The following is a 13,767-nucleotide window of genomic DNA, read 5'->3' on the forward strand; positions in this document are numbered from 1 at the left end:
CCCCATAGGCTGCCCCGCATGAGCGCCAACGCCAACGCCGACACCGACGCCAACGCCAACGGGGCCGCCAGCGCCGCCGGCGCCGACCCGCTGGTCCGGCTCGCCGCCCTGCCCGGCGTCGCCGAGGCCGTCGACGCCGCCCGCGCGGCCGTCGACCGCCTTCACCGGCACCGGGTCATGCGGCGCCGCGCGCCGGAGGTCGCCGCGGAGGCGGCGCTGCGCGGCGCCCGCGCCTCGGCCGCGCTCGCCGGGGCCGACTGGCCGCTCGAGGAGGTGCGGCGGCGGAGCGACTTCGGGGGCGACGCGGCGGCGCGCACCGTCGGCGCGGCGCTGCGGCTGAACGCCGAGGCCGGGCAGCTGACCGGCGTCTGGCGCGGCTCGCCGACGCGGGTCCTGGCGCGGCTGCACCTGGTCGCGGCGGGTGGCGGCGGCGTACCGGCGGCGACGGTGGGGCGGCCTCGGCTGGCGGGCGAGGCCGTCGCGGACCAGGACGGCGCCGAGGGGGCGGGGGCGGAGGGGGCGGGAACCGAGGCCGCCGAGGTGGCCCAGTGCCTCGGGGAGCCGCCGGACGCGCGGGAGGTCGCGGCCCGGCTCGACGCGGTGGCCCGGCTGGTCGTGGGCGGCTCGGCCGCGCCCGCGCTGGTGACCGCCGCGGTGGTGCACGGCGAGCTGCTGGCGTTGCGGCCCTTCGTCTCGCACAACGCCCTCGTGGCACGGGCGGCGCAGCGGATCGCCCTGATCGCCGGGGGTCTGGACGTCAAGGCCGTGGCCCCGGCCGAGGTGGGGCACGCCGAGGCGGGGCGGGCGGCGTACCTGGAGGCGCTGGCCGGTTACGCCTCGGGCAGCGGGGAGGGCATGGCGCGGTGGATCGGGCACTGCGCGCGTGCGGTGGAGCTGGGGGTGCGGGAGTCGGCGGCGGTCTGCGAGGCGCTGCAACGCGGTGCTGCGGCCTGACGGCGGGCAGGCCGCCCGGGTGGGACGCCCGGGAAGGTCGCCTAGGACGGCACGTAAAGCGGCGGCGTCGCCGTCAGTGACGTCGCGCCGCCGCCAGACATGTCCACCGGTGATCATGCGTGCACGATGTTGAGCCGATCAGGCCGGAATCTGCTGTCCGTTGCCTGGTGCGGCTGGCCCGGTTGGCGGGTCGGCTACGCGTGGGTGCCGGTGTTCATGTCTCCGGTCCGTGGGCCGTAATGAGAGCGACGCCTGCTCGGATCGCCGCTGGTCTCGCGGGCCGTTGAGTCCTTTCTACTCCGAACGGGCGAGTAGGCAAAGCCCGGCGACCGGCCGCGCCCCAGATTTTACTTTTGCCATCAACCGGTCAAACGGTCACGTAGCGGGCGCTCCGCCTGCGGCGGCTGGCGAACCACACGAGCCCCGCCGCGCACACCGCCGCCGCGACGGCCGCCCCCGCCGCCAGCGCCGGGCGGGGCGGCAGGGCGAAGGAGGGGAGCCGCTGCCGCAGCCGCACCGGGCGTTCGAACGCCAGCACCGGCCAGCCGCGTGCGGCGGCCTCCCGGCGCAGCGAGCGGTCCGGGTTGACCACGTGCGGGTGGCCGACGGCCTCCAGCATCGGCAGGTCGGTGACGGAGTCGCTGTAGGCGTAGCAACGCCGCAGGTCGTAGCCCTCGGAGACGGCCAGCTCGGCGATGGCGGCGGCCTTGGCGGGTCCGTAGGCGTAGTAGCCGACCTCGCCGGTGTAGCGGCCGTCCTCTATCACCATGCGGGTGGCGACCACGCGGTCGGCGCCGAGCAGCTCGCCGATGGGCTCGACCACCTCCGCGCCCGAGGAGCTCACGATCACGACGTCGCGCCCTGCGGCGTGGTGCTGCTCGATCAGCGACGCGGCCTCGTCGTAGATGATCGGGTCGATCACCTCGTGCAGCGCCTCGGCCACGATCTCCTTCACCTGTTGAACGTCCCAGCCCTTGCACAGGGACGACAGGTACGCCCGCATCCGCTCCATCTGGTCGTGGTCCACGCCACCGAGCAGGAAGACGAACTGTGCGTAGGCGCTCCTCATCACGGCGCGGCGGTTGATCAGGCCGCCCTGATAGAAGGACCTGCTGAAGGTGAGCGTGCTCGACTTCGCGATCACGGTCTTGTCCAGGTCGAAGAAGGCGGCGGTGCGCGTCGGGGAAGGCGAGGAGGACGGCCGGGGCGGATTTTCCACGAGGCGAGCATACGGGCCCGCCATTCGGCGTACGCTGGTGCGCGTGGGTTTGCCTGAGAGGCCTCTCGGGTACACCATGGAAGTCACGGATCGTTCGCGACCGTGCTAACCCGGTCCGACTCCTCCCCCCCGAGTCGGCCGAGGAAGACGACCCCCGCTCTCCCCCCCGGCGGGGGTCGTCGCATGTCCGGGGGCATATCGCGGGGGTTATCGCGGGGCAGATCGCGGGGCATGTCGTGCCAGCGCTCATGGCGCGTTCCCAGGGCGTTCACCGGCGAGGGTGACCAAGTTTTCCACAGCCCCCGAGTTGTCCACAGATTCGCGGCGGGGGCCCCACGGGCGTGCCTGGGCGGGCACCGTTGTCGCAGCGGGTCGTCGCGTTCGGTGATCGTCCGGATGCCGTGCGCGAGACCGCTGGCGGCGAACGGCACTGACATGGGGAAGGGGGACCCGGACGTGACTCGGGTAACGCGGGCGACGCGGTCCGCACAGTCCACGACGCGGTCGATTCTGATTCTCACGGAGGACGAGGTGCTCCTCGACGACCTGCTGCGGCTCTGCGCGGCGGCGGGTGCCGAGGCGGAGGTGGCGCACGGGGCGCCGGTGGCGGCCGACCGGTGGGAGCGGGCCGCGCTCGTCCTGGTCGGCGACGACCGGGCGGCAGCGCGCCGAGGGCACGGGCAGTGGCCCGGCCGACGGGATGGCGTGCTCCTGGTGGGGCGGGACCTGGACGATCACACGATCTGGGAGCGCGGCGTGGCGCTCGGCGCCGAGCAGGTGGTTCACCTGCCGGGCGACGAGCCGTGGCTGGCCGACCGCATCGCGGACGCCGTCGAGGGGCCCGAGCGGCCGGCGCTCACGGTGGGCGTGATCGGCGGGCGGGGCGGCTCCGGCGCTTCCACGCTGGCCTGCGCGCTCGCGGTGACGGCGGCGCGGCTCGGGCGGCGCACCACGCTGATCGACGGCGACCCGCTGGGAGGTGGGCTGGACGTCCTGCTCGGCGCGGAGCAGGATCCCGGGCCGCGGTGGCCGGCCCTGGCCTGCTCCCAGGGGAGGCTGTCCGGGGCGGCGCTGGAGGAGTCGCTTCCCCGGCCGCACGGGGTGAGCCTGCTGAGCTGGGACCGGGCCGGAGCCGGGATGGTGCGGCTGCCGGCGGAGGCGATGCGCGCGGTGATCGCCGCGGCGCGGCGTGGCGGCGGCGTGGTCGTGCTCGACCTGCCGCGCGCCGTGGACGACGCGGCGGCGGAGGCGCTCGCGCGCCTGGACCTCGGGCTGCTGGTGGTGCCGGCGGAGCTGCGGGCCCTGGCCGCGGCCCGGCAGGTGGTCGCCACGTCCGGGGCGCTGGTGGCGGACCTGCGGGTGGTGGCGCGCGAGTCCGGCTCCAGAGGGCTGGTGGCCGAGGAGCTGGCGCGGCTGCTGGGGCTGCCGCTGGCCGGGGAGCTGCCCGAGGACGCGGGCCTGCCCGCGGCGGCGGACCGCGGCGAGCCGCCGGGCGCGGACGCCGGGGGAATGCTGGGGCGGTTCTGCGCCTCACTGCTGGAGCGTGCCCTGCCCACGGCGGAGGCCGTCGCATGAGCGGCCAGGCGCCCCCGCCGCCGGGGGCGGCGGACCACGAGCTTCCGGTGCTGCCGGAGCTGCCCGAGCTGCCGGAGCTGCCGGAGCTGTTGCAGGAGGTGCGGCTGCGACTGGCCGCGAAGGGCGTCGAGCCGACGCCGGGGCGGGTGGCCGAGGCCCTCGGCGACCACGGTCGGCTGCTGGGCGACGGCGCGGTTGTGGCGGTGGTGCGCGCCCTGCGCTCCGAGCTCGTCGGCGCGGGCCCGCTGCAGCCACTCCTCGCCGAGCCCGAGGTCACCGACGTGCTGGTGAACGGGCCGGACGCGGTCTGGGTGGACCGTGGCCGCGGCCTTGAGCGGGCGGCGGTGCGCTTCCCCGACGCGGACGCCGTGCGCCGGCTCGCACAGCGGCTGGCCGCCGCCGCGGGCCGCCGGCTGGACGACGCCAGGCCCTGGGCCGACGCACGGCTGCCGGACGGCACCCGGCTGCACGCCGTGCTGCCCCCGGTGGCGGTTGGCTCGCCCTGCCTGTCGCTGCGCGTGGTGCGGCAGAGGGCGTTCGGGCTGGCCGAGCTCGTCGCGGCGGGCACGGTGCCGCCCGGCGGAGAGCGGCTGCTGCGGGCCCTGCTCGACGCCCGGCTGTCGTTCCTGGTCACCGGCGGCACCGGCTCGGGCAAGAGCACCCTGCTGGCCACGCTCCTCGGCCTGGTCCCCGGTGAGGAGCGGATCGTGCTCGTCGAGGACTCGGCGGAGCTGCGGCCCGCCCACCCGCACGTGGTGCGGCTGGAGACCAGGCCCGCCAACCAGGAGGGCGCCGGGCGGATCGAGCTGCGCGAGCTGGTGCGCCAGGCCCTGCGGATGCGCCCGGACCGGCTGGTCGTCGGCGAGGTGCGCGGCCAGGAGGTGACGGAGCTCCTCGGCGCCCTCAATACCGGTCACGAAGGCGGCTGCTCCACGCTCCACGCCAACGCGGCGGCCGATGTTCCGGCGCGCCTCGAGGCGCTGGGCAGCGCGGCGGGGCTCCCGAGGGCCGCGCTGCACAGCCAGCTGGCGGCGGCGTTGTCGGTCGTGCTGCACCTGGTCCGCGATCGGGGTTCGGGGCGGCGCAGGATCGCCGAGATCCACGTGCTGGAGCGCGACGGCGACGGCTTGGTGCACACCGTTCCCGCCGCCCGCTGGTCCCCCGGCGGCTTCGCGCGGGAGCAGGGCTGGGCCCGGCTGGCGCGGATGTGCGCGAGGGGAGGCGGGCGGCTGTGAGCGGGCAGATGGCTCAGCTGGCGCAGTTCGCCGTGGCGCTGTGCGTGGGCGCGGGGGCGTGGCTGCTGCTGGCGGACGACGGGCCGGGGCGGCGCCGGGCCCGGCTGCTGTCGGCCGCGGGCGGCGTCCTCTCCCCCGGGCCGGCGCGGTGGTGGCGTACGCCGCGCCGGCCGGAGCCCGAGGCCGTCCGGGTGGTGCTGTGCTGCCTGGCGGCCGGCGGGGTGGTGGCGCTGTGGGGCGGCTCGTGGCTGCCGCTGCCGGCCGCCGGGCTGCTCGCCCCGCTCGCGGTGCGGCGGTGGCGCGCCCGGCGGGAGCGGCGGGCGTCGGAGCGACTCGAGGAGGCGGTGATCGAGCTGTGCGGCTCGGTGGCGGGAGAGGTCCGCGCGGGCCGGACGCCCGGGCAGGCCCTGGCCGAGGCGCGGCCGGAGTCGCTGGGCGAGCCGGGCGCCGCGGTGCTGGCGGCCGCCCGGTACGGGGGCGACGTGCCTGCGGCGCTGCGGGCCGCCGCCGGGCAGCCCGGCGCGGGCGGGCTGCGGGGCGTCGCCGCGTGCTGGCAGGTCGCGGTGGACGGCGGCGCGTCGCTCGCCTCCGGCCTGGAGCGCGTGGCGCAGGCGCTGCGGGCCGAGCGGGACGAGCGCGAGGAGCTGCGGGCGCAGCTCGCGGGCCCTCGTGCCACGGCCGTGGTGCTGGCGGTGCTGCCGCTGTTCGGGCTGCTGCTGGGCGCCGCCATGGGGGTTCGGCCGCTGTGGGAGCTGCTGCACAGCCAGGCGGGGCTGGCCTGCCTGCTCCTGGGCGCCCTGCTGGAGTGGGCCGGGATCGCCTGGACGATGGCGATCGCCCGGGCCGCGGAGAGGGGTGCGGCATGACGGGCTGGGCACTGCTGGTGGCCGCGGTGTGCGGCGCGGGGTTCGCGGTGCGGGCCCGCCCCGGCCGGGCGGTGCGCGGCAGGGCGTACGCGGTGGCGGGGGCGTCGGCAGCCCTCGGATTGCCGGCGGCCCCCGGATTGCCGGCGGCCCCCGGATTGTCGGTGGCGGCGGCGGTGCCGGAGCCGGCACGGGAGCCGCGCCGGGGCGGGTGGCGCGCGAGGCTGCGGCGCGGCCGGGTCCGACTCGCCGAGGCGCGGGCGGAACGGGCGGCGCGGGGGCGGGAGGACCGGCTTCCGCTGGCGACGGAGCTGCTGGCCGCCTGCCTCGCCGCCGGGGCCTCGCCCGGGGAGGCGGCGGGGGCCGTGGGCTCCGCGCTGGACGGCCCGGTGGGCGACGGGCTGCGCCGGGTGGCGGCCGAGCTGCGGCTGGGCGGCGATCCGGCCAGCGCATGGGAGAGATTCGGACAACTTCCGGGCGCGGCAGGGCTCGCCAGGCGACTGGAGCTGGCGCAGTCCACCGGAGCCCCGGTGGCGGGGCTGGTGGCGACGGAGGCCGCCACCTGCCGGGCCCGGCGGCTGCGGGCCGCCCAGATACGCGCCCGCCGGGCGGCGGTGTACGTGACGGGCCCGCTCGGCCTCTGCTTCCTGCCCGCGTTCCTGCTGGTCGGCGTGGCCCCGGTGGTGCTGGGCCTGGCCAGGGAGCTGCTGTGACCTCGCGACGAACCCAACCGGAGGAGATCAACCATGTGTCCGATGTTTCCCACCTTTCCGATGTTCCCGACGCTTCCGACGCATCTGACGAGCCCGACCTCGCCACGCAGGCGCGCGACGGGGCTGCCGCAGGGGCTCCGGAGGGCCTGGAGGGGGATCCGGCGCGACGCCGGGATGAGCACGGCCGAGTACGCGGTGGGCACCATCGCCGCGGCGGCGCTGGGCGCCGTGCTCTACGGCGTCGTCACCTCGGGGTCGGTCAGCGACTCCCTGGGGCAGCTGATCGAGCGGGCCCTCAGTGCACAGCCGTGACCCCGGTGACCCCCGTGACCCCCGTGACGGCGGATACGTCACCGCAGAGGCCGCGGTGGTCATTCCCTGCATCGTCGTGCTGCTGGGGATGCTGCTGTGGGGCCTGGGGGCCGTCTCCGTGCAGCTGCGGTGCGGCGACGCGGTCCCCGCCTGGGCGCGGGCCGTTGCCCGGGGGGAGCCGGTCGCCGTCGCGGTGGAGGTGGCCCGGGCGGCGGCACCGGACGGGGCGACCGTGCGGGTGGAGCGGGACGGCGATCTGTACCGGGTGCGGGTCCAGGCCCACACCCTCGGGCCCGGGCCGCTGGCCGTGGACGTCACGCGGGAGGCGGTGGCCCGCGCGGAGCCGGAGTGACCGGGGCTCGGCGACGGTCTGGGCGGTGGCCTGTGCCACGGTGCTGTGCCTGGCCTTCGCCGCCCTGCTGGCGCTGGGTGAGGTGATGGCGGCCAGGCAGCACGCGGCCCAGGCGGCGGACCTGGCGGCGCTGGCCGCCGCCGACCTGGCCCTGTCCGGACCCCAGCGGGCCTGCGAGGCGGCCGGGCGGGTGGCCGAGGCCCAGGGCGCGCGGCTGGTGCGCTGCCACGTCGGCGGCGAGATCGCCGACCTGACCGCCGAGGCCCGCACCGGCCCCTACGCGGCGCGCGCCCGCGCCCGCGCCGGGCCCCCGTCCGCGGCCGGGGACGGGGCCGGGGACGGGGCGTCCGCCGAGGCGCCGGGCCGGCCGGGCGGCGTCCCGCGTCTAGCGCAGCAGCTGGGTCAGCAGCCGGATGGCGCCGCCCTTGTGGAGGGGGTCGTTGCCGTTGCCGCACTTCGGGGACTGGATGCAGGACGGGCAGCCGGTCTCGCACTCGCAGGCGGCGATCGCGTCGCGGGTGGCGGTCAGCCAGGGGCGGGCGGTGTGGAAGGCGCGTTCGGCGAAGCCCGCCCCTCCGGGGTGGCCGTCGTGGACGAAGACCGTGGGCAGCAGCGTGTCGGCGTGCAGGGCGGTGGAGACGCCGCCGATGTCCCAGCGGTCGCAGGTGGCGAAGAGCGGCAGCATGCCGATGGCCGCGTGCTCGGCGGCGTGCAGCGCGCCGGGCACGACGTCCGGGTCGAGGTCGGCGGCGTCGAGCTGGTCCTCGGTCATGGTCCACCACACGGCGCGGGTGCGCAGCGTGCGGGGCGGCAGGTCGAGCCGGGTCTCGCCCAGCACCTCCCCGGTGATGAGCCTGCGGCGCAGGTAGGAGACGACCTGGTGGGTGACCTCGACCGAGCCGAAGCACAGCCGGGCCTCGCCCCAGGGGACCTCGGTGTCGGTCTCCAGGACCGACAGCTCGGTGACGTCCCGCGCCGAGGTGGTCCACGGCGGGCTGGACTCCTCCACCAGCGCCACGGAGTCGGCCAGGTCCAGCTCCCGCACGACGTAGGTGCGGCCCTGGTGGAGGTGGACGGCCCCGTCGTGGACGGTGGTGTGCGCGGCGGCGGCGTCGACGGTGCCCAGCAGCCGCCCGGTGCCGGCCTCCACGACGCGCACCGGCTCGCCGCCCTGGCCCCGGATGTCGACGAGATCGGCCGGCCGCTCCCGTCGCGTCCAGTACCAGGCGGTGCCGCGGCGCCGCAGCAGCCCGCGGGCGACGAGCTTCTCCGGCAGCCCGGCCGCGGTGTCGCCGAACAGGTCGGCGGCGAAGTCGCCCCCGGTCAGCGGAATTTCGGCGGCGGCGGCGCACAGGTGGGGGGCGAGCACGTAGGGGTTGGCGGGGTCCAGGACGGTGGTCTCCACCGGCCGCCGGAACAGGGCCTCGGGGTGGTGGACGAGATAGGTGTCGAGCGGGTCGTCGCGGGCGATCAGGACGGCCAGCGCGCCCTGCCGCTGCCGGCCGGCGCGCCCGGCCTGCTGCCACAGGGAGGCCCGGGTGCCGGGGTAGCCGGCCAGCAGCACGGCGTCGAGCCCGGCGACGTCGACGCCGAGCTCCAACGCCGTGGTGGCGGCCAGCCCCAGCAGCTCGCCGGAGTGCAGGGCCCGCTCCAGCTCGCGGCGCTCCTCCGGCAGGTACCCGCCCCGGTAGGCGGCCACGCGGCCGGCGAGGGCGCGGTCGGTGGCGGCCAGCCGCTCCTGGGCGATCACGGCGACCAGCTCGGCGGCGGCCCGGGAGCGGACGAAGGCGACGGTGCGGACGCGCGAGGCGGCCAGTTCCGTGAGCAGCTCGGCGGTCTCGGCGGTCGCGGTGCGGCGGACGGGGGCGCCGCGTTCGCCGCGGGCCTCGGTCAGCGGCGGCTCCCACAGGGCGAAGACCAGCTCGCCGCGCGGCGAGGCGTCCTCGGTGACCTCGGCGACGGGCAGGCCCGTCAGCCGCGACGCGGAGACGCCGGGCTCGGCGGTCGTGGCGGAGGCGAGCAGGAAGACGGGCCGGGCGCCGTAGTGGGCCGCGACACGCCGAAGCCGCCGCAGCACCTGGGCCACATGCGAGCCGAAGACGCCCCGGTAGACGTGGCACTCGTCGATGACGACGAAGGCCAGCGCGCGCCAGAACGCCGACCACCGCCGGTGGCCGGGCAGCAGCGCCCGGTGGAGCATGTCGGGGTTGGTCAGCAGCAGGTTCGCGTGCTGCCGCGCCCAGGCCCGCTCCTCCGGACCGGTGTCCCCGTCGTAGGTGGCCGGGCGCACGGCGGCGCCGAGGGGGGCGGCCAGGCGGCGCAGCGCCCGCAGCTGGTCGGCGGCCAGGGCCTTCGTCGGCGAGAGGTACAGCGCGGTCGCGCCCCTCCTGCCGGGGGCGTCGTGGCCCTCCAGCAGGGCGCTGAGCACGGGCGCCTGGTAGGCGAGCGACTTGCCGGAGGCCGTGCCGGTGGAGAGCACCACCGACTCGCCGCGCAGGGCGTGCCCGGCCGCGCGGGCCTGGTGCGCCCACGGCTCGCCGATGCCGAAGGCCCGCACGGCCTCGACGACCTCGGGGCGGATCTCCTGGGGCCAGGAGGCGTGACGGCCGGGCCGGGCGGGCAGACGCTCGGCATGGGTGATGCGGTCGGCCCGCTCCGGCCGGCCGGTCAGCCGCGCGAGGACCGCGGCCGGCGCGCGGCGGCGCGCCGACGACGGCCCGGGAGTCGCCTCGGAGGACATCACCGCACGAGTCTGTCACCTGCCTCGGACACTCCCGTCTGTCACCGGTCCGACGGACAATGGCTGTAAGACGTCGTCCTGGGCAGGCGGTAAGTGGTTGAATGCCTTGGCGGTTGCCGATCCGTCCCCTGCCGTGGGCGGGGATACCCAGGCGGCGGCCGCCCGTTAGCAAGGTGCTGGAGGATCCGTGGACCTGTCCCTGTCTACCCGTAGGGTCGGCGACCGCACGGTCGTCGAGGTGGGTGGCGAGATTGACGTATACACCGCGCCCAAGCTGCGCGAGCAGCTCGTCGAGCTGGTCAACGACGGCAACCATCACCTCGTGGTGGATATGGAGCGCGTGGACTTCCTGGACTCGACGGGGCTCGGCGTGCTGGTCGGAGGCCTCAAGAGGGTGCGCGCCCAGGAGGGCTCGCTGCGCCTGGTGTGCAACCAGGAGCGGATTCTGAAGATCTTCCGGATCACGGGCCTGACCAAGGTGTTCCCGATTCACGAGTCCGTCGACGAGGCCGTGTCGGCCACCGACTGAGCCCGCCGGGTCCGGACCGGAAGTCCGGTCTTCGCGTCAAGAACGTCACCCGAATATCAACCCGTACATCACATGTACATCACCGCGGCTGCCCCCCGGGGACGGCGGTGCCGGCGTCGCCCTCGGGCAGCGCCGGCCCCCGCCCCCGGGGAGGTGCCGCCGCACGATCGCACGGTCACAGCACGATCAAGGGGTAGGGCATGGCCACCGTCGAACTCCGCTTCAGCGCGTCTCCGGAGCACGTACGCACGGCCCGGCTGGTGGCCGCGGCGGTGGCGCGGCGCGCCGGGGTCGACGAGTCGGTCCTCGACGAGCTGAGGCTGGCCGTGGGGGAGGCCTGCAGCCGCGCGGTGGGCCTGCATTCGGCCCACGGGCTGACCTCCCCTGTCCGGGTGATGCTCACCGAGGGTGAGAAGTCCTTCTCCATCGAGGTCGGCGACGACGCGCCGGGCGTCGTGCCCGCCCCCCGTGACCAGAGCCCCGCCGCCCCCGAGCAGCCCTCGCCGGAGTCCACCGAGGACACCGATCAGCTCGGCCTGGCCGTGATCAGCGGGCTGGTCGACGACGTCGAGGTGGTCTCCGATTCTCACGGCGGGAAGATCCGTATGAGCTGGCCCACGGCCACCGCCTCCATCCCCTGATCAGGGGAATTTCTTTAAGCGATCTTCGAATGGAAAGATCGCCGAGAAGATCGTCTATCCGCCGGCTGCCGTAATTTCCCATCCGGCCCTCTGTTTTGATCCACGTCACGTCTCTACACTCCGGGCACGTCTGTTCAGCGCCCGAGCGTCGAGGAGGACGAATGGCGGGCCAACTTTACGATCAACCGTATTTTGTGAAGACAGCCGAGCTGGCGCAGTCCGCCGAGGATGTGGAACTCACTGGCGGTAATCGTGGGCTCATCCTCGTCATCGCGGTGATCGCCGCCGGGGCTCTGGCTGTAGCCGTCGTGCTGGTCAGACAGGTTCTCGCGGCCGACGAGGGCACCGACAACATGAAGCGGATCGCCGCTGCCGTGCAGGAGGGCGCCAATGCCTATCTCGCGCGCCAGATGCGCACCCTGGCGTTCTTCGCCGGCATCGTCGTCTTCCTGTTGCTGCTGCTGCCGGCGGACGACTGGAATCAGCGCATTGGCCGTTCGGCGTTCTTCCTGATCGGCGCGGCCTTCTCCGCCGCCACCGGCTATGCCGGCATGTGGCTGGCGGTGCGCAGCAATGTCAGAGTGGCCGCCGCGGCGCGGCAGGCGAACGATTCCGAGGGCACCGATCAGATCATCCCGGTGCGGCACCAGGCGATGCGGCTGGCGTTCCGCACCGGCGGCGTCGTCGGCATGTGCACCGTGGGCCTCGGCCTGCTCGGCGCGTCGTGCGTCGTGTTGGTCTACGCCGCCGACGCCCCTCGCGTGCTGGAGGGCTTCGGCCTGGGCGCCGCCCTGATCGCCATGTTCATGCGTGTCGGCGGCGGCATCTTCACCAAGGCCGCCGACGTCGGCGCCGACCTGGTCGGCAAGGTCGAGCAGGGCATCCCCGAGGACGACCCCCGCAACGCCGCGACCATCGCCGACAACGTGGGCGACAACGTCGGCGACTGCGCGGGCATGGCCGCCGACCTCTTCGAGTCCTACGCCGTGACGCTCGTCGCCGCGCTCATCCTCGGCACCGTCGCCTTCGGCGACTCCGGCCTGGCGTTCCCCCTGCTGGTCCCCGCGATCGGCGTGCTCACCGCGATGGCCGGGATCTTCCTGGTCTCGCCCCGCCGCACCGACCGCACCAGCATGACCGCCATCAACCGCGGCTTCTTCATCTCCGCGGCGATCTCGCTGGTGCTGGTGGCGCTCGCGGCGTTCGTCTACCTGCCCGGCAGCTTCTCCGAGCTCGAGGGCATCTCCGACCCCGACATCGCCTCCCACGACGCCGACCCGCGGCTGTTCGCGCTGGCCGCCGTGGCCATCGGCATCGTGCTGGCCGCCATAATCCAGCAGCTCACCGGCTACTTCACCGAGACGAGCCGCCGCCCGGTTCAGGACATCGGCAAGACCTCCAGGACCGGCCCGGCCACGGTGATCCTCGCCGGCTTCTCCCTCGGCATGGAGTCCGCCGTCTACACGGCGCTGCTGGTCGGCCTCGCCGTCTACTCGGCGTACATGCTCGCCGGCGGGACGATCATGCTGGCGCTCTTCGCCGTGGCGCTGGCCGGGACCGGCCTGCTCACCACGGTCGGCGTGATCGTCGCCATGGACACCTTCGGGCCCGTCGCCGACAACGCCCAGGGCATCGCCGAGATGTCCGGCGACGTCGAGGGCGACGGCGCGCAGGTCCTGACCGACCTGGACGCGGTCGGCAACACCACCAAGGCGGTCACCAAGGGCATCGCGATCGCCACGGCGGTGCTGGCCGCCGCCGCGCTCTTCGGCTCCTACCAGGACGCCATCGACGAGGCGGTCGGCGACGCCGGGATGACCGTCGAGGAGGTGCTGGGCGCGACCAGCCTCAGCCTGGACATCTCGCAGCCCAACAACCTCGTCGGCATGATGATCGGCGCGGCGGTCGTCTTCCTCTTCTCGGGCCTGGCGGTCAACGCCGTCTCCCGCTCGGCGGGCGCGGTGGTCTACGAGGTGCGCCGGCAGTTCCGCGAGCACCCCGGGATCATGGACTTCTCCGAGAAGCCGGAGTACGGCCGGGTGGTGGACATCTGCACCCGGGACGCCCAGCGCGAGCTGGCGACGCCGGGCCTGCTGGCCGTGATGGCGCCCATCGTGGTCGGCTTCAGCCTCGGCATCGGGGCGCTGGGCTCCTTCCTGGCGGGCGCGATCGGCACGGGCGTGCTGATGGCGGTCTTCCTCGCCAACTCCGGCGGGGCCTGGGACAACGCCAAGAAGCTCGTCGAGGACGGCCACCACGGCGGCAAGGGCAGCGAGGCTCACGCGGCCACGGTCATCGGCGACACGGTGGGCGACCCGTTCAAGGACACGGCGGGCCCGGCCATCAACCCGCTGCTGAAGGTGATGAACCTGGTGGCGCTGCTGATCGCGCCCGCGGTGATCAGCCTCACCTACGGGGACGACGCCAGCGCGCCGCTCCGCGCGGTGATCGCCGTCGCCGCGATGCTGATCATCTTCGGCGCGGTCTACGCCTCCAAGCGGCGCGGCATCGCCATGGACGACACGGCCGGCCCCGGCGACGACGCGGGCAAGCCGAGCGGCCCGGCGGAGTCGGCCGACCCGGCGGAGACGATCACCTCCTAGCGACCAACCGGACGATCACCTCCGCGATCAC

The 13,767-nt window shown here is 75.4% G+C and carries 12 protein-coding genes and 1 pseudogene; 11 read left to right on the plus strand and 2 right to left on the minus strand.

Annotation, left to right across the window (positions count from 1 at the left end; genetic code table 11):
* The first annotated feature begins 18 nt into the window (after positions 1-18).
* A complete protein-coding gene (locus ACTWQH_RS02260) occupies positions 19-954 on the plus strand; it encodes an oxidoreductase (protein ID WP_443284559.1) in 936 nt (311 codons plus the stop codon).
* A 367-nt stretch (positions 955-1,321) separates the two neighbouring features.
* Here the strand turns inward: ACTWQH_RS02260 and ACTWQH_RS02265 are convergent, their stop codons facing one another.
* A complete protein-coding gene (locus ACTWQH_RS02265; protein WP_443284560.1) occupies positions 1,322-2,197 on the minus strand; it encodes an HAD family hydrolase in 876 nt (291 codons plus the stop codon).
* A gap of 507 nt (positions 2,198-2,704) precedes the next feature.
* On the opposite strand from ACTWQH_RS02265, the gene ssd reads away from it, so the two are divergent.
* The 7 genes and pseudogenes from ssd to ACTWQH_RS02300 all read left to right on the plus strand — a co-directional run.
* Positions 2,705-3,748, plus strand: a complete 1,044-nt coding sequence (gene ssd / locus ACTWQH_RS02270; RefSeq protein ID WP_443284561.1) for a septum site-determining protein Ssd — start codon at positions 2,705-2,707, stop codon at positions 3,746-3,748.
* On the plus strand, positions 3,745-4,983 hold the full coding sequence (locus tag ACTWQH_RS02275; RefSeq protein WP_443284562.1) for a TadA family conjugal transfer-associated ATPase: 1,239 nt from the start codon (positions 3,745-3,747) through the stop codon (positions 4,981-4,983). Before ssd ends, ACTWQH_RS02275 begins: the two co-directional genes overlap by 4 nt.
* A complete protein-coding gene (locus ACTWQH_RS02280) occupies positions 4,980-5,849 on the plus strand; it encodes a type II secretion system F family protein (RefSeq protein WP_443284563.1) in 870 nt (289 codons plus the stop codon). The genes ACTWQH_RS02275 and ACTWQH_RS02280 overlap by 4 nt, the downstream gene beginning before the upstream one ends.
* Positions 5,846-6,559: a type II secretion system F family protein gene (locus tag ACTWQH_RS02285; protein ID WP_443284564.1), complete on the plus strand. Its 714-nt coding sequence runs from the start codon at positions 5,846-5,848 to the stop codon at positions 6,557-6,559. The genes ACTWQH_RS02280 and ACTWQH_RS02285 overlap by 4 nt, the downstream gene beginning before the upstream one ends.
* A 174-nt stretch (positions 6,560-6,733) precedes the next feature.
* Positions 6,734-6,871 (plus strand): DUF4244 domain-containing protein, encoded by a 138-nt coding sequence (locus ACTWQH_RS02290; RefSeq protein WP_443284565.1) that lies wholly within the window; start codon positions 6,734-6,736, stop codon positions 6,869-6,871.
* 55 nt (positions 6,872-6,926) lie between these two features.
* A complete protein-coding gene (locus ACTWQH_RS02295; RefSeq protein ID WP_443284566.1) occupies positions 6,927-7,223 on the plus strand; it encodes a TadE family type IV pilus minor pilin in 297 nt (98 codons plus the stop codon).
* Positions 7,126-7,473 (plus strand): annotated as a pseudogene (locus ACTWQH_RS02300) (Rv3654c family TadE-like protein); the annotation flags it as partial. The gene ACTWQH_RS02295 and the pseudogene ACTWQH_RS02300, both read left to right, overlap by 98 nt.
* 135 nt (positions 7,474-7,608) lie before the next feature.
* On the opposite strand, the gene ACTWQH_RS02305 reads toward ACTWQH_RS02300, so the two are convergent.
* Positions 7,609-9,963 (minus strand): DEAD/DEAH box helicase, encoded by a 2,355-nt coding sequence (locus ACTWQH_RS02305; protein ID WP_443284694.1) that lies wholly within the window; start codon positions 9,961-9,963, stop codon positions 7,609-7,611.
* Positions 9,964-10,150: 187 nt separating this feature from the next.
* Between ACTWQH_RS02305 and ACTWQH_RS02310 the strand changes: the two genes are divergently transcribed.
* The 3 genes from ACTWQH_RS02310 (at position 10,151) to ACTWQH_RS02320 (ending at position 13,736) form a co-directional block, all read left to right on the plus strand.
* Positions 10,151-10,492 (plus strand): STAS domain-containing protein, encoded by a 342-nt coding sequence (locus ACTWQH_RS02310; protein ID WP_443284567.1) that lies wholly within the window; start codon positions 10,151-10,153, stop codon positions 10,490-10,492.
* A gap of 200 nt (positions 10,493-10,692) precedes the next feature.
* Complete coding sequence (locus ACTWQH_RS02315; protein ID WP_443284568.1) at positions 10,693-11,133, plus strand: ATP-binding protein; 441 nt, start codon at positions 10,693-10,695, stop codon at positions 11,131-11,133.
* 161 nt (positions 11,134-11,294) lie between these two features.
* Positions 11,295-13,736: a sodium-translocating pyrophosphatase gene (locus ACTWQH_RS02320; RefSeq protein WP_443284569.1), complete on the plus strand. Its 2,442-nt coding sequence runs from the start codon at positions 11,295-11,297 to the stop codon at positions 13,734-13,736.
* Positions 13,737-13,767: the final 31 nt, after the last annotated feature.

This window comes from Streptomyces sp. 6N223, from assembly GCF_052246635.1.
Taxonomy (GTDB): Bacteria; Actinomycetota; Actinomycetes; order Streptomycetales; family Streptomycetaceae; genus Streptomyces.